18 protein-coding genes are annotated in these 17,431 nt (G+C 40.2%); 9 read left to right on the plus strand and 9 right to left on the minus strand.

Annotated elements, in window-relative coordinates; genetic code table 11:
- Nucleotides 1–19 precede the first annotated feature (19 nt).
- The 5 genes from ACTTKV_RS05020 (at nt 20) to ACTTKV_RS05040 (ending at nt 4,763) form a co-directional block, all read left to right on the plus strand.
- Nucleotides 20–2,260, plus strand: coding sequence for a phage tail tape measure protein (locus ACTTKV_RS05020; RefSeq protein ID WP_442549544.1), 2,241 nt, complete (start codon nt 20–22; stop codon nt 2,258–2,260).
- A gap of 4 nt (nt 2,261–2,264) precedes the next feature.
- Complete coding sequence (locus ACTTKV_RS05025; protein ID WP_442549545.1) at nt 2,265–2,636, plus strand: phage tail protein; 372 nt, start codon at nt 2,265–2,267, stop codon at nt 2,634–2,636.
- Entirely contained in the window at nt 2,629–2,820 is a 192-nt protein-coding gene (locus tag ACTTKV_RS05030) for a tail protein X (protein WP_442549546.1), read from the plus strand. The genes ACTTKV_RS05025 and ACTTKV_RS05030 overlap by 8 nt, the downstream gene beginning before the upstream one ends.
- A complete protein-coding gene (locus ACTTKV_RS05035) occupies nt 2,814–3,785 on the plus strand; it encodes a phage late control D family protein (protein ID WP_442549547.1) in 972 nt (323 codons plus the stop codon). The genes ACTTKV_RS05030 and ACTTKV_RS05035 overlap by 7 nt, the downstream gene beginning before the upstream one ends.
- Before the next feature lie 624 nt (nt 3,786–4,409).
- A complete protein-coding gene (locus ACTTKV_RS05040; protein WP_442549548.1) occupies nt 4,410–4,763 on the plus strand; it encodes a hypothetical protein in 354 nt (117 codons plus the stop codon).
- Nucleotides 4,764–4,795: 32 nt separating this feature from the next.
- On the opposite strand, the gene ACTTKV_RS05045 is transcribed toward ACTTKV_RS05040, so the two are convergent.
- The 4 genes from ACTTKV_RS05045 to ACTTKV_RS05060 form a co-directional block, all read right to left on the minus strand.
- Entirely contained in the window at nt 4,796–6,565 is a 1,770-nt protein-coding gene (locus tag ACTTKV_RS05045) for an aryl-sulfate sulfotransferase (RefSeq protein WP_442549549.1), read from the minus strand.
- 309 nt (nt 6,566–6,874) lie between these two features.
- Complete coding sequence (locus ACTTKV_RS05050) at nt 6,875–7,999, minus strand: cytochrome d ubiquinol oxidase subunit II (protein ID WP_442549550.1); 1,125 nt, start codon at nt 7,997–7,999, stop codon at nt 6,875–6,877.
- Nucleotides 7,992–9,527, minus strand: coding sequence for a cytochrome ubiquinol oxidase subunit I (locus ACTTKV_RS05055; protein ID WP_442549551.1), 1,536 nt, complete (start codon nt 9,525–9,527; stop codon nt 7,992–7,994). Before ACTTKV_RS05055 ends, ACTTKV_RS05050 begins: the two co-directional genes overlap by 8 nt.
- A gap of 1 nt (nt 9,528) precedes the next feature.
- Nucleotides 9,529–9,744 (minus strand): DUF4492 domain-containing protein, encoded by a 216-nt coding sequence (locus ACTTKV_RS05060; RefSeq protein WP_442549552.1) that lies wholly within the window; start codon nt 9,742–9,744, stop codon nt 9,529–9,531.
- A 127-nt stretch (nt 9,745–9,871) separates the two neighbouring features.
- Between ACTTKV_RS05060 and ACTTKV_RS05065 the strand changes: the two genes are divergently transcribed.
- The 4 genes from ACTTKV_RS05065 (at nt 9,872) to ACTTKV_RS05080 (ending at nt 14,842) form a co-directional block, all read left to right on the plus strand.
- A complete protein-coding gene (locus tag ACTTKV_RS05065) occupies nt 9,872–11,506 on the plus strand; it encodes a CTP synthase (RefSeq protein WP_442549553.1) in 1,635 nt (544 codons plus the stop codon).
- 120 nt (nt 11,507–11,626) lie between these two features.
- Nucleotides 11,627–12,163: an NAD(P)H-dependent oxidoreductase gene (locus ACTTKV_RS05070; protein WP_442549563.1), complete on the plus strand. Its 537-nt coding sequence runs from the start codon at nt 11,627–11,629 to the stop codon at nt 12,161–12,163.
- A gap of 329 nt (nt 12,164–12,492) precedes the next feature.
- Complete coding sequence (gene recJ / locus ACTTKV_RS05075; protein ID WP_442549554.1) at nt 12,493–14,067, plus strand: single-stranded-DNA-specific exonuclease RecJ; 1,575 nt, start codon at nt 12,493–12,495, stop codon at nt 14,065–14,067.
- 190 nt (nt 14,068–14,257) lie between these two features.
- Complete coding sequence (locus ACTTKV_RS05080) at nt 14,258–14,842, plus strand: hypothetical protein (protein ID WP_442549555.1); 585 nt, start codon at nt 14,258–14,260, stop codon at nt 14,840–14,842.
- Nucleotides 14,843–14,879: 37 nt separating this feature from the next.
- Here the strand turns inward: ACTTKV_RS05080 and ACTTKV_RS05085 are convergent, their stop codons facing one another.
- The 5 genes from ACTTKV_RS05085 to ACTTKV_RS05105 form a co-directional block, all read right to left on the minus strand.
- Nucleotides 14,880–15,512: a protein-L-isoaspartate(D-aspartate) O-methyltransferase gene (locus ACTTKV_RS05085; RefSeq protein ID WP_442549556.1), complete on the minus strand. Its 633-nt coding sequence runs from the start codon at nt 15,510–15,512 to the stop codon at nt 14,880–14,882.
- A 60-nt stretch (nt 15,513–15,572) separates the two neighbouring features.
- Nucleotides 15,573–16,340: a carbon-nitrogen hydrolase family protein gene (locus ACTTKV_RS05090; protein ID WP_442549557.1), complete on the minus strand. Its 768-nt coding sequence runs from the start codon at nt 16,338–16,340 to the stop codon at nt 15,573–15,575.
- Nucleotides 16,341–16,487: a hypothetical protein gene (locus tag ACTTKV_RS05095; RefSeq protein WP_442549558.1), complete on the minus strand. Its 147-nt coding sequence runs from the start codon at nt 16,485–16,487 to the stop codon at nt 16,341–16,343. It abuts the gene before it with no gap.
- Nucleotides 16,465–16,830 (minus strand): hypothetical protein, encoded by a 366-nt coding sequence (locus tag ACTTKV_RS05100; RefSeq protein ID WP_442549559.1) that lies wholly within the window; start codon nt 16,828–16,830, stop codon nt 16,465–16,467. Before ACTTKV_RS05100 ends, ACTTKV_RS05095 begins: the two co-directional genes overlap by 23 nt.
- A partial coding sequence (locus ACTTKV_RS05105; protein WP_442549560.1) for a ribonucleotide-diphosphate reductase subunit beta occupies nt 16,817–17,431 on the minus strand: 615 nt, incomplete at its 5' end. The genes ACTTKV_RS05105 and ACTTKV_RS05100, both read right to left, overlap by 14 nt.

The following is a 17,431-nucleotide window of genomic DNA, read 5'->3' on the forward strand; positions in this document are numbered from 1 at the left end:
AGCATATTAAAGGAAAATTATGGATAACTCGCAAATCGGTATTAGTATAGGCCTAGCCGTTAAAGGGTTAAGTCAAATTTCGGAGTTAAAAAAGGGATTCGACGGTTTAAAAAGTAAAATTTCGCAGGCCAAAAACGCCGTTACGAGCCTAGATAGCGCTAAGCTTTCCAACCTATCGGCGCAAATAAAATCGGCAAGAAAAGAGCTTTTTAGCGAACTTACTTCAAATCTAGGCGCTATCGCGAACTCTGCGGCTATCGGTTTGCCTATTAAGCTAGCCATCGACGACGAAGCGGCGTTTGCGAACGTTAAAAAATACGTAGATGACACCGACGAAAATTTAACTACGTTAAAAAATAGCATGAGAGGACTAAGCACCTCGCTGGGAAAAAGCTTCGGCGATATCGCTCAAATAGCCGTAGGCGGCGGTAAAATCAACTTAAAAGGGGACGAACTCGTAGCCTATACGAAGATGCTAGCTACCGGCTCGGTCGCGTTTGAAATGAGCGCGGACGCCCTGTCCCATGCGGCCAATAATATGAAAGTCGGTTTTAAAATGGATAATTTAGACCGATTAAACGACTTTTTCGACCGAGTAAATTTGCTCGATAACAAAGTAACCAACGCAAACGCGGACGAGATATTCGAAGCCACGTCGCTAACGGCCGCAAATGCGAGTCTAATCGGGTTAAGCGCGACCGACGCCGCCGCGATTAGCTCTACCATGCTAAGCACGGGTAAGGCTACGTCGGTCGTGGGCACTAGCTTAAACGCGCTTTATTCGACCCTATCGATGGCGGATAAAAAAGGCAAAGCGTTCCAAGAAGCGTTAGCTAGTATCGGTATGGATGCCGGGTATCTAAAAGCGGCTCTGACTAAAGACGCCGCGGGAGCGATAACTACGTTTTTAGAAGCGATTTCAAAAGCCGATAAAGATAAGCAAGCAGGGCTTTTATACGATCTAGTGGGCGGAAATTTTAACGACGAAATCGCGGGGCTCGTTACCAACATAGACGCCCTTAAAGAAAACATGAGATTAGCCCGCTCTAACGAAGCGATAGGATCTATGCAAAAAGAGCTTCAAACCAAGCTAGATACTACGAAATCAGGCATAGAAAGATTGACGCAGGCGTGGAGAAATTTAGGCTCAAATCTTGGAGAGACGTTTTTACCGCTTGCGAACCTCCTTGCTTCGGCGCTGGGCGGGATAGCCGGTACGCTTGGCGAGCTAAACTCTAAGTTTCCTACGACGAGCGCCGTAATAGTAAGCGCGGTTGCGGGCTTTATGATGTTTAAGCCGCTTTTACTTATCGGTAAAATCGCGCTTTTAAGCGTTGCGGACGGCTTTTTGGGCGTCGTTAAAATACTTAAATTTTTAAATCCTTTAAATCTTGTAGCGGCGGCTAGGTGGAGCGCTCACGCGTTTAGTTTAGCGGGCGCGACGCTCGCAGCGAAAGCCCATGCGTTAAGTATGCTATTAGTAGGCGCTAGGCTAAAATCGGCGTTAATACTAACCGCGGCTTGGAGCGGAGCTACGAAAATCGCCGCGGGCGCCTCTTTGATACTAGGTAGAGGGTTAGCTTTTCTGCGCGCCGGTTTTATAGCCGCCGCGGCCGGCATGAAAATAATGCGCCTAGCCCTCATCTCTACGGGCATCGGAGCCCTGGTGGTAGCTCTCGGAGCGGGCGCGGCATGGATTATCGAAAACTGGGACAAAGTAAAAGCCTTTTTTGGAAATATCTGGGAGAGCGTAAAGCCCTATTGGGAGGCTACTTCAAATTTCTTTAGCTCTATATTCGATTCGGTAGTAGGGTGGTGGAGATCTATGTTCGGAAGTTTTTTCGACTGGGTATCCGAAAAATTTCAGTGGGTCGTAGATACAGTTAGCTCTATCGGCGACGCGCTCGGGGCGGCTACTGATTGGACGAAAGACGCTCTTGGTATAGGAGACGGCAAAGAGAGCAACTGGTATAACCCTTTTTCTTGGTTTAACGACGCAGAACCTCAAAACGCGCCGATAAAGGCCAAAGAGGCCTTATTCGCGGCGTCTAAACCCGTCTCCCCGCAAGCTGCCGCAGTAGCGGCTACCGCAAGCGGGGCAAATATAAATATAAGCTTTAACGGCGATTTTTTGCTTAATTCAAATAACGGCAAATTCGATCTGGAAAGCTTTAAAGCTCAAATAACAAGAAGCGTCAAAGAGGCGCTTAAAAGAGATGAATTTAACAGCGCCAACACCGAAATAAGAGAGCAAAGGTAGAGATATGGTCTTAAATCTGGGAGGCTTTAAATTTAACTGGAAACAAGTAGGCGGTATATCCTTAGAGACCGAGTTTGGCATAAGCTCGCAGGATCGTATCCAAAATCACCCCGTTTTATTTGCGGCAAATTTAGGAAGCCAAACCGTGAACATAGAGGGCCAGACCATGCCCTATAACGGCGATAAACAAACGGCGTTAAAAAGGCTTTACGAGCTAGCCCGCGGTAGGCAAAGCTATGCGCTAACCAACGGAAACGGCAAATATTTCGGCAGGTTTGCGGTTATTAAAATCAGCGAAAAACAAGCCGTATTTACCCCAAACGGAGCGTTTTTTACGCAGAGTTTTAGTTTGGAGCTTAGGAGAGATTATGACTAAAATTTTCATAGCCAAGGATAACGATAGGCTCGATACTATCGTTTATGCTCATTATGGACATTTAAGATTTTTCGAGCAGGTGTTAGCCCTAAACCCAAAACTAGCCGCTACGCTTAAAGCGGGCGATAAGGTATTTTTGCCCGAAATTAAAGAAAAAACCAAAGAACAGGCCAAATTATGGTAAAACACCCTAATTTTAAGCTCGAAGCAAACGGTAAAGATATTACGGAGATCATCAAAGCAAATCTCATCAGTCTAAATTTTGACGACAAGGAAGGCAGCAAAAGCGACGAGATAAGCTTTAACGTTAGCGGTATATACGCCAAGCCCATATTCGGAGATGGTCTTAAACTTTGGCTAGGATACGGGGACGATCTTTATCTTTGCGGCTCGTTTAGCGTGCAAACGGCTAGCAGGGATTATAAAAACCAAACCACCGAAGTAAGAGCCACTGCCGTAAACTTCGCAAGCCCTCAAAAGATCAAAAAGCGTAGAAGCTGGGAGAAGACCACCGTATTTGAAATAGCAAAGAAAATAGCTGCCGAAAACAAGCTTGCCGTAAAAACGTCCGGGCAAGATCAAAACATCGCCTCCGTCTTACAAAACAATGTAGGAGATCTAGATTTCTTATACGGATTATGCTTTGATTACGGTTTTATCATGGCCGTAAAAAACGCTACTATCATCATAGCCTCCAAAGACGCCAAAGGAGATGAAACGCAAACGAGCAATACTCCAAAAAATGAAAGCCTACCTACTTTTGCACTTAATTTAACTGATCTTTATTCGCTAGAGATTACTGAAGCTAATAGAAACTCTTATACGGCCGTAATAGTAGAGTGGCAAGATATTGAAGCTGGTAAAGTAAAAAGTATTAAGGTGGGAAGTGCAGATCAGGTATATAAAATGCAAATAGCTCAGCCAAAGAGTGATAACGAGGCCTTTAAACAGGCAGAAGCTAAACTTAATGAGCTACAACGCGGCGGAATAAATGGCAGATGTAGCTGCGAAGGGAAAAATATCATAGCAGGCGGCAAGATTAAATTTGGTGGAGTTCCTGGGCTAGAAGCAAATGAGTTTAGCATAAAAGAAGTAAGCCATAAGCTTAGCACGAGTGGGTATGAAATAGATATAGAGTTTGAGGGTTAAAATTTTAGTTATTTAATATGTTTTAAAAGGTTGTAAAAAGCTATTTAAAAATATATTTTTTACATTTAAAATGATAGTGAACCAAATTTTATCCTTATCCCACTCTCATTCTAAATGTAAAATACTCTCATTTTAAATGCGCGCGGATAAAAGTAGAGCTATATAAAATTTAATATTTGTTGAGAATTGATATTTTTTTAATAAATTTTATTATGCAAATAACACTTTTAATTTTTCAAAAATCCTAAAAAGGTGAGTAAAATAATAATGAAATAGGCTTGGTTTTAATCAAAATGGCATATAAATTAATAATGTAAAATTATCACCAATGTGTTATAAATATTTACTTATAGGGCTTTATTGTACTCAGGTACAATTTACAAAGTTTATAAAAATTTATACAATGCGATAAAATTTTTTAACAAGGATGGAAAATTCCAATGAAACAAGGAAGTGTAAAATTAATACCAATACAAACCAAAACATTCTCAATAGATTTAAACACTAATGGTAATTTTTATGAAAATCATGAGACAAAAACAAATTTAATATTTTCTTCTTGCATAAAGAAGAAATTGGTTTTGTTGAATTTTTAATTTATTTTATAATTAAGAGAGTTTTTGTATGAAAAATGAAAAAATAGAAATTTTACTTGATGAAGTCAACGAAATAATAGATTCGATATTTAGAACCTGTAATAAAAATGGTGGAACAAAGAAAGCTTTAGAAAATAAAAAACTAAATAAAGAAGTTCTAAGAGATAAGCTTAAGTCGATCTTTTTAAAATTTGGCCAGATAGATGATGCTGATTTTAAAAGTACAATACTTATAAGTGATGAGACAAAAGAGCTAAATGAGATAACAACGGCATTTGATGCAAATGAAAATCTTAGTTTGCCTGAGTTAGAGCGAGCGATAAACTATAATCTAACTAGCGTCAAAGAAGCAATCTATAAATTTCAAAATAACAACTCATAATGGGTGCGAGAGGGTCTCGCACCAAATACTTCCTAATAATTAAACACTTCAGGATCAATAACCATCGCCCTATAAGCAACATCATCTCTTGATGCAGAGTCTACATCCATCTCAAATTTGACCTCGTTTGTCTTTGGATCGATCTCTACTAAGACCATTTTGATAGTCTTATCTGGCTTAAGCAAATTTACGTTTGAGCTTGAGATAAAGTAGGTATTTTTATCTTTTTGCCATTCGACGTTGCTGGTGACTGCACTGTAAAAGTCAAAGCCACGCTCCTTACCAAACTGCCAAGTCTGCTCGACTGTACCCTTTTTCTCATCTATCTTGTACTCAACTGCACGTGAGTATTTATCCTCTTTAAACGCTGGCTGCTCCATACCTCTTCCGTCGCCATTGTCAAAGACGCTTAGGTGTTTTATGCTGCCTTTGTTGTCATATCTTGGTGTTAGCCATGCAGTGTGCTGAGTCCATGACCAGTCAAATTCGCCTTCGCATTTTGAGTTTTCGCATTTTATCTTATTGCCTTTGCTATCTACTGGAGTTAGCACTTTAGCTTTAAACTCTTCACTCCAGCCCTCTGGACTTGCTAGTATCCATTTTACTTTTTTGTCGCGGCCAATTTTGACGATACCTTGGTGGCGAAGTGAGAGAATGATACTATCGTCGCTCTCGTCGTATGCGATAGAGTTTACGTGAGCCCAGTTTCTGCCAGTGCCAGTAGATGTGATATCGCCAAATGGTAGATCATCGCTTATCTTGATCTCTTTTGCGTCCATGTCGATATTTAGGCAAACAGCTCTAGTATCAAGCGCTTTTATGAGGTTGCTGCGGTAGACGTTGTTGCCAAAAATTTCATTTAGATCCCACTCTTCGACCACTTTGCCGGTGCCATCTACCTCGATGATGTGATCTCTTATGGTGTGAGAAATTCTGCCATCTTTGTGGTGGTAGTTGTATTTGCCAACTCTAAGAAGTGAATGGTCATCTTTTAGTGGCATAACTTCGTGGCTTAGATCGATATAACCTCTTGGAAGTGGGCGGTTGTAAATTTCTCTACCCATGAGGTCATATCTAAGATACCTTTGTGCCATACCAAAGCTGATATCGCCGTTTTTGAGCTGATGAAAGCCCATCATCATGCCTCCGTCCATCACTCTGCGCTCGCTTCGGTCGTAAAATTTCTGATAGTCAAGGTACCATCTGACCTCGCCTTTGGTATCTACGATGTAGTTTTCGGTAAAGTCGTTCCAGCTAGCAGCTCCGCCATTTTTCCAATCAAGCGGTTTGTAGACGCTCGTAATCGTGTTGTTTATGAGATAGAGCCTATTTTTAAACGCAGGATCGACCTTTTTGACGCGAGTTTTTTGCATGTGTGAGAACCTATAATCACGGCTATATGTGACGATAGGCTGGGCATAAATTTTATATGTCTCTACCTTTTTAGCTCCGTTAAATGTGTAGCTAACGACGACCTCGTTTAGATAGTCAGGATAAAGTCCCCAAACAGGCACGCCGTCATGTGTGAGCAGGGCATGCTCTGAGACCTTGTAGTCAATGTCGATACCACCATCTGGCTTGCCTTTTACCTTGACGTGGATATCTTTGATGTCTTTGCCGGCTCTATCGATGATCGCAGTTAGCGGAGATACGTCGTAAGGGTTTATAAAGACTGATCCAAGTTCGCCTTGAACCTTTACGTGATGAGCTAGGACTCCAGCCTTCAGTGGCGTGATGCCTACACTAAGACCACCAACCAAAACAGCCGCAAGGGCAACAGAACCTAAGAAATTCTTGCTCATTTTCGCTCCTTTTGTAGAAATTTATAATATTTTATTTTTATAAAATAATAAAAAACTAAGGCTTGCTCAAAGATATGCTCAAATTAAATTTTAATATCAGTAAATAAAAAAGGGATTAAATCTTAAAGTATGACTAAAATTTAGTAGATATGTTTAATAGAATGATTTAATAAATTTAGGAGCAAAAGCCCCTAAATTTTAGTTATTTGCTTCAAATTTCTTTAAAGCAAATAGTACAAATTTGTAGCTAGCAAACAATGTCACTGGCCAAAGTATCAAAAAAATTCCTGCTTCTAACATCTATAATCCTTAGTATGCGTGATGATCATTTTTGATCTCGTCTTGCGTGATCTTCTTGCTGTCTATCGCTCTCCAAACTATGACAATGTAGGCAAGCACGAAAGGCACTAGTAAACTAACATAAGCCATAACGCCAAGTGTGTAGTGGCTAGAGCTTGCATTTTTGATAGTTAGCGAGCTAGCAAGGTCGCTAAATGACGGATAAAATGCCGTGCCATTTAGGCCAGTTATTAAAAATAGTGCAGTCACGGCTAGCGTAACGCCAAGGCCGTAAGCAAAAATTCCACGAATGCTTTTTGTAAATACTCCTTGGAAAATTCCAACAAGTACCAAAAGAACGCCAACAAGTAGCAGTGCGCCAACGATAGGCATCTCGATCAAATTTATAGCGTATTTGTAAGGCACTAGGCTAACTACGCCATTTGCGTCGTATGCAAAGCCGTCTTTTGTAAGTATCCAAGCAAGAAAGCCTAGGAAAAATGGCAAGAATAGTACGGTATTGACAAGCAGTTGCTTTCTAGCGTTTTGTATAAATTCGCCATCAGCGATGTTGTTCATAAGATATAAGCAGCCACCTACGCGAGATAGGAAAAACATCGCTATGCCAAGCAAGTACAAATAAGGATTTGCCAAAGCTTCAAGGCCGCGAAATGGAGTCTTCCACTCGACAAAGTTGTGTTCATTTAGTACAAACGCACTGCCACTAAAAAATGTACTAACAGCCATACCGATAAGGATAACGCCAAGTGAGCCATTTATGAAAAGGAAAATTTCATAAGTTCTAGCTCCTAAGAAGTTATCAGGCTTTTTACGGTACTCGTAGCTTACAGCTTGGACTATAAAGCAAAATAAAATAGCCAACCAAACCCAGTAAGCACCACCAAAGCTAGTAGCGTAAAATAGCGGGAATGCCGCAAAGCACGCGCCACCAAACATAACAAGCGTCGTAAATGTAAGCTCCCATTTTCTACCGATAGAATTTATGAGCATATCTTTTTTAAGCTCGTCTTTGCCAAGGCTAAAGATTAGCGACTGGCCGCCTTGAACAAACATCATAAAGACCAAAAGTCCGCCAAGAAGGCTAACTATAAACCACCAATAAATTTGTAAATTTTCTAAACCTAAACTATGCATGGTCATTAAATCCTATCTTTATTTGTTTAATCATGATTTTGATCTCTGCGATTAGTAAAATCGTGAATAAAACAGCAAATAATGTAAATGAAATTTTCACGTTAGAGTCTGCTAAATTTGTAGCTCCAACGCCAACGGTCATGAGATCTTGTATCGCCCAAGGCTGACGACCAACCTCTGCTACTATCCAGCCAGCTTCAGCTGCGATGTAGCCAAGCGGTATGGTAAATACACAAACCCACAAAAATGCTCTTATGTTTTCAAATTTATATTTTTTTGAAAGATTTAGATAGAGCGTAATAGCAAAAAGAGCTATAAAATATGTACCAAGTGCTACCATGATGTGGAAGCTATAAAATGTAAGCGCAACTGGCGGTACAGCCTCTTTTGCGTCTTTAAGATAGCCATATCCTAAGAAATTTAGGTTGCTTTCTAAATTTGAAAGCGAAGTTTTCATTAGGCTCTCGTCATTTGCTTTTTTGGCTTCTTTGTAGTTTTTAAGAGCTTCGATAGCTACTTTGCCCTTTACCATCTTCTCTTCAACACTCATGAGATTATGTTCGCTGTTGCCATAAAGCAGGTCGTTGATGCCCGGTGTAAATGAGTCAAGCTCTCTGTTTGCCATGATACCAAGCGCATAAGGTACTTTTATCTCAAGTAAAAATGGCTCAGTGTCATCGCCAAGCTTTTTAGCTGGGTTTAAAATACCAGCAGCAACTAGACCAGCGTTTTTCTCGCCTTTATAAAGTCCCTCCATCGCAGCAAGCTTCATAGGCTGCTTTTGAGCTACAAAATATGCGCTTTCATCGCCGCTAAGTAGTAAAAATGCTGATGTGATAAGACCAAATGCGCTAGCAACCACAATACTTTTTTTAGCTAGTAATATGTGGCGTTTTTTAATTAAAAACCAAGCAGAAATTCCTATCACAAAAATAGCTGAGATGGTATAACCGCTAGTTACTGTGTGTAAAAATTTGCTAATGCCAAGAGGATTTAGTGCGACTTCGAAGAAATTTTCCATTTCCATTCTAGCGGTATCTGGGTTAAATTTCATGCCGATTGGATACTGCATCCATCCATTTGCGATTAAGATCCAAAGTGCACTTAAATTTGAACCGATCGCAACGAGCCATGTTGAAAGTAGGTGAAATTTCTTGCTAACCTTATCCCAACCAAAAAACATAATGGCAAAAAATGTACTCTCCATAAAAAATGCAAGTATGCCTTCTATTGCAAGCGGAGCGCCGAAGATATCGCCAACAAACCAGCTATAATTCGCCCAGTTTGTACCAAACTCAAACTCCATGATGATACCAGTAGCCACACCGATAGCGAAATTTATACCAAAGAGCTTTAGCCAAAATTTCGTTATCTCAAGCCATGCTTTATCGCCAGTTTTGACATATATCGTCTCCATGATAGCGATGATAAAACTTAGCCCCAGAGTAAGTGGGACAAACAAAAAATGGTAAATGGCGGTTAGCGCAAACTGTGCCCTAGACCAGTCGACAAAATCCATCTCAGACATTTTATTCCTTTATTAAATTTCGAATTACAAATTCGCTTTTTTCTTCGTCGGTTTGAAATTTGGTATTAAGAGTCTCGTCAAAGATGAAGACCTTTAAAATTCCAAACATAATGATAAGCTTTATTATTATGAGAAGCCATAATTTCTTGCCTATTTTCATGTTTTTAAAGCCGTCTATATATAAAGAGGCGATGTTTTTTAAGCAGTTTTTTATCATGATTTTTGAAGTCTATAACAAAAAGACTTAAAGAATAATTTTTAAAATTTGCACGATTAATGCCTTACTAAATATTTAAGGGGTATAATCGGCAGATAAAAAAATAACTAAAGTTAAGGAAATTTTGATGGCAAAAGAGACGAAGTATATTTTTATTACAGGTGGCGTTTTAAGCTCACTTGGAAAAGGCATCGCAGCTGCGTCTATCGCGACATTACTAAAAAATTCTGGTCTAAAGGTGAGTGTTTTAAAGGCTGACCCATATATAAACGTAGATCCAGGCACGATGAGTCCATTGGAGCATGGAGAGGTTTTTGTTACAGATGATGGCGCGGAGACAGATCTGGATCTTGGCCACTATGAGAGATTTTTAGATGAGAGCCTAAGTCAAGATAATAACTTCACAACCGGTAGAGTTTATAGCTCAGTCATCGAAAAAGAGCGACGTGGTGACTACCTTGGAAAAACTATACAGGTTATCCCGCATATCGTTGGCGAGATAGTTGACCGCATAAAAAAAGCAGGCGAGGGCAAAGATGTGCTCATAGTTGAGATCGGTGGAACTGTTGGTGACATCGAGGGGTTGCCATTTTTAGAAGCCATTAGAGCTTTAAGAGTAGAGGTTGGCAAAAAAAGAGCGCTAAATATCCACCTAACGCTTGTGCCATTTATCAAGGTTGCTGGCGAACTAAAGACAAAGCCAACCCAGCATAGTGTTGGCGAGCTAAGACGCATTGGTATAAGCCCAGATATCATCATCTGTAGGTCTGAAATGCCGTTAAATCGCGAGCTAAAAGATAAGATCGCAGCAAGCTGTGGTGTAGAGAAAAACTGCGTCATAGAAAGCCTTGATAGTGCAAGCATCTATCAAATTCCACTATCATTTTTAAAACAAGACATCCTAGTGCCGATCGCTGAAAATTTAGGCTTTAATGAGTTAAGGCCAGATATGTCAAATTGGGATAGCCTTGTAAAAAGAATAATCGCTCCGACAAATGAAACCACAATAGCATTTGTGGGTAAATACATCGATCTAAAAGAGAGCTATAAGAGTCTAACAGAAAGCATCATCCACGCAGGAGCAAATCTCGATACTAGAGTAAATTTGCGTTGGATAGATAGCGAAAAGATAGAAGAAGAGAATGTAAATGATCTTTTAAAAGACGTTGATGGTGTCTTGGTGGCTGGAGGCTTTGGCGAAAGAGGCGTTTTAGGCAAGATGCAGGCTATAAAATTTGCTCGTGAAAACAAGATTCCTTATCTTGGAATTTGTCTTGGTATGCAGCTTGCGATGATTGAATTTGCAAGAGATGTTTTTGGTCTAGAAGATGCAAATTCTATGGAGTTTGACAAAGAGTGCAAAAACCCTATCATCTATCTAATAGATAGCTTCATTGACGCTCATGGCAAAAAGCAAATCAGGACTCACACAAGCCCACTTGGCGGCACAATGAGACTTGGTGCTTATGATTGTGATATCAAACCAAAGACGCTTTTATCTGAAATTTATGGCAATGCAAAGAGTGTAAAAGAGCGTCACCGCCACCGCTATGAGGCAAATCCAAAATACAAAGAGACTTTCGAAAAAGCTGGACTTGTGGTAAGTGGCGAGAGTGACGGGCTGATAGAGGCTATTGAGCTCAAAGATCATCCATGGTTTATCGGCGTGCAGTGTCACCCTGAATTTACCAGTCGCCTAACTAGACCAAATCCTGTGATATTAGGCTTTATCAAGGCAAGCCTAGGAAACAGCAAATCTTAAATTTAGAGCCAATCGGCTCTAAAAATTCTTTTAAATTTTGCTGTCTTTATCTAAATTATCTACCAAATAAATCCACTTTTTTGCTATAAATTTTTAAGGAGAAAAATAAAAACTCTAATCATCTTAGCCCACCCAGACATCCAAAACTCGGTCATAAACAAACGCCTGCTACAAGAGGCTCTCAAAGAGCCGCAGCACTTTAGCGTTCATAATTTGACGCAGGTTTACGGAGGCAGCAATATCGACGCCGTGCGCGAGCAAGAGCTCATCAGAGCCCACGACGCCCTCGTTTTGCAGTTTCCGCTTCACAACTTCTCCTGCCCTCCAATTTTAAAATCATGGATCGACGCGGTGATGACGCACGGTTTTGCCTACGGACGCAACTCGGACGGCATAGCGGGCCGCAAGGTCGCGCTAGCCGTGACCGCAGGCATCAAAAAGAGCGACTACTGCCCGCAAGGACGCTATCATTTTAGCTTGCGCGAGGTTCTTACGCCGTTTGAGCTTGCGTTTAAATACTATTTTCGCGCCGACTACCGCGACTTTTTCGCATTTTACGGCGCCGAGGAGACTCCGGGCGTGGACTACGTATCAAGCCAGGACGATTTAGAGCGCGGAGCCAGAGAATACGCGGAGTTTTTGCAAAATTTGGAGTAAAACAGGACGAAAGCGGCGATAAATTTAGAATGCAAATAGTGTAAATTTTACTAAATCTCGCCGTTTTTTAAAATGATAAATTTGTAAAGACTATCAATTTAATATAGCCTTCAAACATATCCTTAGCCCTATAAATCCTACTTTTACTTAAAATTATAAGAAATTAAATTTCAAAAAGATATAATCAAGGCATTCAAAATAAAGACGAAAGATTGCGATGAAAAAGAAGTACTTTTATAGCCATTTTTTTGGCAATAACGGCGTTGATTTAAGAGGGCAAATAGTATCAAAAAAAGTTGGCAAGGCTTATATAAATTCTTGCCAAAGTTATGTTAAATAAAGAGGATATAAGGAATTTACTAGCACATAGATTTTGTAACGACGTTCACAAAAAACTTAGTGAAATTCCAACACCAAGTGCCTTAAAAGATATCTACAAGGGTGCTAATCGCATAAAAGAAGCGATCGAGAAAAATGAGCGCATAGCCATTGTTGGCGATTATGATGTTGATGGTGTTGTTTCAAGTGTTATTTTAGCTGAGTTTTTTGATGATCTTGGAGTGAAGGACTATCTAGTAAAGATCCCAAATCGATTTAAGGACGGATACGGCTTAAACCCAGAGATCATCGATGAACTCGCAAACGATATAAGCCTGATCATAACTGTTGATAATGGCATCTCAGCAAATGATGCAGCTATTATTTGTAAAGAAAAGGGCATTGATCTTATCATTACAGATCACCACATGCCACCAGCCATTCTTCCAGAGGCTTATGCGATTATCAATCCAAAACAAGAAGACTGCAATTTTCCAAATATAGAAATTTGTGGAGCCGAGGTGGCTTGGTATTTGGTTGGAGCTCTTAAAGATGTTTTTGGACTAAATTACGATATGAGCAAATTCTTAGAGCTCCTAGCTATTGCAATAATAGCCGACATGATGGAGCTAAGGGATATGAATAGAATGCTTGTTCGCCTTGGTATTTGCAAATTAAATGCATCACAGCGTTCAGCATTTTGTGCCATAAAGGAGTTTTACGGCAAAGAGAAATTCGAGTGTGATGACATTAGTTTTCTTATAGCTCCACTTATAAATTCCGCTGGCCGCATGGATGATGCGATGAATTCATTTAACTTTTTACGTGCAAAAAGTATCGAAGAAGCATATGACTACCTTGATATGATTATTGAATTTAATAACTCCAGAAAAGAAGAGGAGCGTCAACTCTTTGAATGCTCACTAAAAGATATAACAGAAGATGATGAAGTTATTATCACATGGGGTGAGCAGTGGCACGAGGGCGTGATAGGTATAGTGGCAAGTCGTCTAGCAAAACATTTTTCAAAGCCAGCTATCGTTTTTAGTATAGATAAAGGCCGTGCAAAAGGAAGTGCTAGAAGTGTTGGTAAGCTAGACATCTTATCGCTTATCGCGAGCCAAGAAGAGCTACTGACAAGTTACGGTGGCCATAAGGGAGCAGCTGGTCTAACACTAGAGCCTGGTAATTTGCAAAAATTTAAAGAAGAGATAAATAAAAGTTGTTCATGCCTAAATATACAAGAGAGTAAAAGTTCAGATGAGTTGCTTGGCGATATATTGCCAAGTGAGATTGACTTTGAATTGCTTGAAATTTTAGAATTTTACGAGCCGTATGGACAGAAAAATCCACGTCCAGTTTTCAAGATAGAAAATGCCATCGTTAAAAACGAGAGGCTTATAGGAAGGGATCAAAATCATCTAAAACTTATCTTGCAAAAGGACAACAAAACGCTTGAGGCACTATTTTTCAACTTCACTAAACACGTTCGTGTTGGTGATATGATAGATATCATCTTTTGTGTATCTAAAAATTCATTCCGCGGACTTGTTACACCGCAGTTGTTGATAAGGGAAATTTTATAGCATTGGGTCTAATTGCTTATAAGTTTAATGGACAATAGTTGCTCTCTAGTAACTAGTACTTTTATAAAATTTACCCTCTAGCCGGCACAAAAACTTATATATAAACGAAAAACAAGATTTTTGTTAAATTTAAATTTCATATAGATTAAAAGCTTGACTGTAAAATCATAAAAATTTCGAAAGGAGAAGTATGAAAAATTTACTTGTAAAATCGAGCTTGGTTCTAGCTTTAGTAAGTTCAGCGGCACTAGCTCAAGGTGCATTTGTTGGCGGCGAAGGTGATTATTCGTTTAATTCAAAAATAAAAACAAAAAACATAGCAAACAGTGAGAGAAATAACTTTAAAAAAGGCCACTACGGCCTTGGCTTTTATGGTGGTTATGACTTTGATAGCTATAGAGCGTATGGCGGCTATTACTACGACTTTAAAGCTAGAAAAAATGCTGGCGAATCAGACGCAAAATGGAGCAAACACAAGCTTTTAGCCGGTGCCGACTATACACCAAACATCACTGAAAATTTTAAAGCCGTGCTTGGTGGATACGCTGGTCTTGGTTATTTAAGTGTTAGAGAGAGATTTGAAAATGAAACGAGCAAGAAAAATTTCAAAGGTTTGCTAGTTGGTGCAAAAGCGGGTGGTGCTTACTCATTTGATGCACACAATGCGATTGAATTTGGTTTAAAAGCCGATAAAACTTTTTATAAGAAAAATAGCGGCGCTCAACTAAGAGATACAAGTGTAGGACTTTATACGGGCTATACTTATAAATTCTAATTTTTTGGCAAAGCTTAAGGCTTTGCCTCTTCTTAGCTTACGCCCTACCTTCAAGAAGTGGTACAAAAAGGCACTCGTCCAAGTATTCCTTTTTTAAATTTCCGTTTTCGTCTTTTTCAAATTTAGCGATAAACTGCTTGCCATATTTTTTCATTGGAGCGACCAAGATACCGCCATTTTTTAGTTGAGCAAATAAATTTGGTGAGATCTCGTCAGCAGCAGCCGAGAGCAAGATACGGTCAAACGGTGCGTAGCTTCGCCAGCCGTTGTTGCCATCATCATATCTTACGTGCACGTTTCTGATTTTTAGTGTTTCAAAGCGTTTTTTCGCCTCCATGGCTAGCTTTTCTATACGCTCCACGCTAAAAATTCTATGCGCAAGCTTGCTTAATATCGCTGCTTGATAGCCACTGCCGCAGCCTATTTCTAGGATGTTGTCCATATTTTCACACTCTAGCGCCATAGTCATTTTTGCCACGGTTAGCGGCGAGCTGATCCACTGGTTGCCAAGGATTGGTTGTGCGTCAAGCTTGTAAGCATGTGCAGGGATAGGTACGAAAATTTCGCGCTCGGTTTTTGATATAGCGTCAAATAAAAGTGGGCTTAGTGTGATCTCGTCGGCTATGTCGCTAGCTAAATTTTGGCATTTTATCGCTTCTAATTGGGTCAAAATTTCTATCCTAAACAAATTTTAAATCGTTATTATACGATTTAAAGCTTATCTTAAAATTTATAAAAGCCCTAAATTTTTCTTTACCTGTGTGATCAAATTTGCGTCAAAAATTGCATTTTGTACCAGTGTGCCATCTGGCAAAAAGACCCCAGCGCGTTCTAGATCAAGCGAACTTGAGATCATGACGTAGCAGTTGTTTGCGATGGCAAGCGCCTTGCAAAGACTAAGGTAGGCTTCTTCTCTAGCCTTTCCCCACATGGCTGGCACCATGATGATGTCGCAGCCTCTTAGCTTTGCCCAAAGCCTGCTATCACGTAGCTCAAAGCATATCAGCACGCCAAGTTTTAGCCCTTTAAAATCAAAAGCATTTATCTCGCTCACCTCTCCAGCAGCAAAAATTTCATGCTCTAAATTTGGCCTAAAGAGCTCAGCCTTAAACTGCGAATGAAAGACGTTGTTTGAGTTAAGAAGCAAAAATTCGTTATAAATTTTTGGTTGATGCGGATTTATATTTGAAATTTGAGCGAGCCCTGCGCTTTTATTTAGGCTGGTAAGGTGCGTAAAACCAAGAAATTTATCTGGGCTAAGTACCTCCTGTAAGCGCTCAAGCAGCATCGCATCAAAGCTACCTATCATGCCACCAAGCATCGCTTTGTTTGAGCCAGCAAAAAAGCCGTCAAAGTCATATCCGCTGATGCAAAGCTCACTTGCAAGCAGGAGCGAGTTTTCAGGCGCCGTTTCAACTAAATTTGCAAGCTCTTCTAGCCGCTGGGTAGCACTTTTTGCCTTTAAAGTTAGGCTTATTAGCTTTAAAATTTCGCTCATTTATTTTCCAAATACAAATGTTATGGGTTTTTCATCATGGCAGTCTTTTGGAATTTTGCAGTTTATATCCGTGCCACCTATGTTTGGTGTAGCTTTTAAAATAACGCTTATAGCTGTGATTTTATCATCTCTCTGAGAGAGGATCATTAAAAACCCAGACTTCAAAGCCAAAACCTCTAGCCTCATCATGCGAAACTACTCTTACCTCTTTTAGGTCTTTTGGCTCAAAGCCACACTGCTTGTTTATGCCAAGCATCACGTCATTTCCTAGCACGGATCCTAGTGGCGCGAAACTTGGTGCAATTTCGCCGTTTGGCATCTCTTGATAGACTTCCGCTTGGCTTGTCTCTTTTATCTTGACAAGCTTGTAGGCGTAGAAATTTTCGAGATTATTTTTATTTGCTTGATCAATTATTCTTTGGCTACTGCTCGCACACCCTATAAAAAGCATGCAGGTAAGGGCTAAGATGCCATTTTTAAAAGTCATCAAAGCTGATGCTTCCCTTGCTGTAGTTTGTCACCTTTGCTTCAAAGAAATTTGACTTTTGGTCGTTAAATTTCGCAAAGTCATCGACCCATTTGATCGGGTGAGCAACGTTATATTTGCGTTTTAGACCGATCGCAACTAGACGTTGGTCGATGAGATAGTGGATATACTGCTCGATGATATCATCAGTAAAGCCCATTATCTGATTTTGAGTGATGTATTTGCCCCATTTGATCTCTAAATTTCCAGCTTTTTCAAACATATCATAAATTTTCGCCTCAGTCTCAGGTGTGAAGAGGTCAGGCCTCTCTTTGCGGACTGAATTTATCATGTTTTGAAACAAAAGCAGGTGCGTGATCTCGTCGCGTTGAATGAAGCGTATCATCTGCGCTGAGCCTAGCATCTTGCCAGCGCGAGCTAGAGCGTAGATCGCTGTAAAGCCGCTGTAAAAGTAGATGCCCTCTAAAATTTGGTTGGCAACCATCGCAAGAAGTAGCTTCTCATCAGTCACTTCGCCTGCAAGCTCCTCGTATACGCTTGAGATGTAGTCATTTTTCTCGCGCAATACGTCGTCGTGCTTCTCCATCTCGTAGATGAGGTCGGT

The sequence above is a fragment of the Campylobacter sp. genome (assembly GCF_052169515.1).
GTDB lineage: Bacteria > Campylobacterota > Campylobacteria > Campylobacterales > Campylobacteraceae > Campylobacter_A.

Bases quoted from the DNA above. Each gene is read 5' to 3' on its own strand.
- ACTTKV_RS05030 (WP_442549546.1), top strand. From the start codon at position 2,629: ATGACTAAAATTTTCATAGCCAAGGATAACGATAGGCTCGATACTATC.
- ACTTKV_RS05040 (WP_442549548.1), top strand. From the start codon at position 4,410: ATGAAAAATGAAAAAATAGAAATTTTACTTGATGAAGTCAACGAAATA.
- ACTTKV_RS05020 (WP_442549544.1), top strand. From the start codon at position 20: ATGGATAACTCGCAAATCGGTATTAGTATAGGCCTAGCCGTTAAAGGG.
- ACTTKV_RS05050 (WP_442549550.1), bottom strand. From the start codon at position 7,999: ATGCATAGTTTAGGTTTAGAAAATTTACAAATTTATTGGTGGTTTATA.
- ACTTKV_RS05090 (WP_442549557.1), bottom strand. From the start codon at position 16,340: ATGAGCGAAATTTTAAAGCTAATAAGCCTAACTTTAAAGGCAAAAAGT.
- ACTTKV_RS05045 (WP_442549549.1), bottom strand. From the start codon at position 6,565: ATGAGCAAGAATTTCTTAGGTTCTGTTGCCCTTGCGGCTGTTTTGGTT.
- ACTTKV_RS05065 (WP_442549553.1), top strand. From the start codon at position 9,872: ATGGCAAAAGAGACGAAGTATATTTTTATTACAGGTGGCGTTTTAAGC.
- ACTTKV_RS05080 (WP_442549555.1), top strand. From the start codon at position 14,258: ATGAAAAATTTACTTGTAAAATCGAGCTTGGTTCTAGCTTTAGTAAGT.
- recJ (WP_442549554.1), top strand. From the start codon at position 12,493: ATGTTAAATAAAGAGGATATAAGGAATTTACTAGCACATAGATTTTGT.
- ACTTKV_RS05095 (WP_442549558.1), bottom strand. From the start codon at position 16,487: ATGATCCTCTCTCAGAGAGATGATAAAATCACAGCTATAAGCGTTATT.
- ACTTKV_RS05035 (WP_442549547.1), top strand. From the start codon at position 2,814: ATGGTAAAACACCCTAATTTTAAGCTCGAAGCAAACGGTAAAGATATT.
- ACTTKV_RS05060 (WP_442549552.1), bottom strand. From the start codon at position 9,744: ATGATAAAAAACTGCTTAAAAAACATCGCCTCTTTATATATAGACGGC.
- ACTTKV_RS05055 (WP_442549551.1), bottom strand. From the start codon at position 9,527: ATGTCTGAGATGGATTTTGTCGACTGGTCTAGGGCACAGTTTGCGCTA.
- ACTTKV_RS05025 (WP_442549545.1), top strand. From the start codon at position 2,265: ATGGTCTTAAATCTGGGAGGCTTTAAATTTAACTGGAAACAAGTAGGC.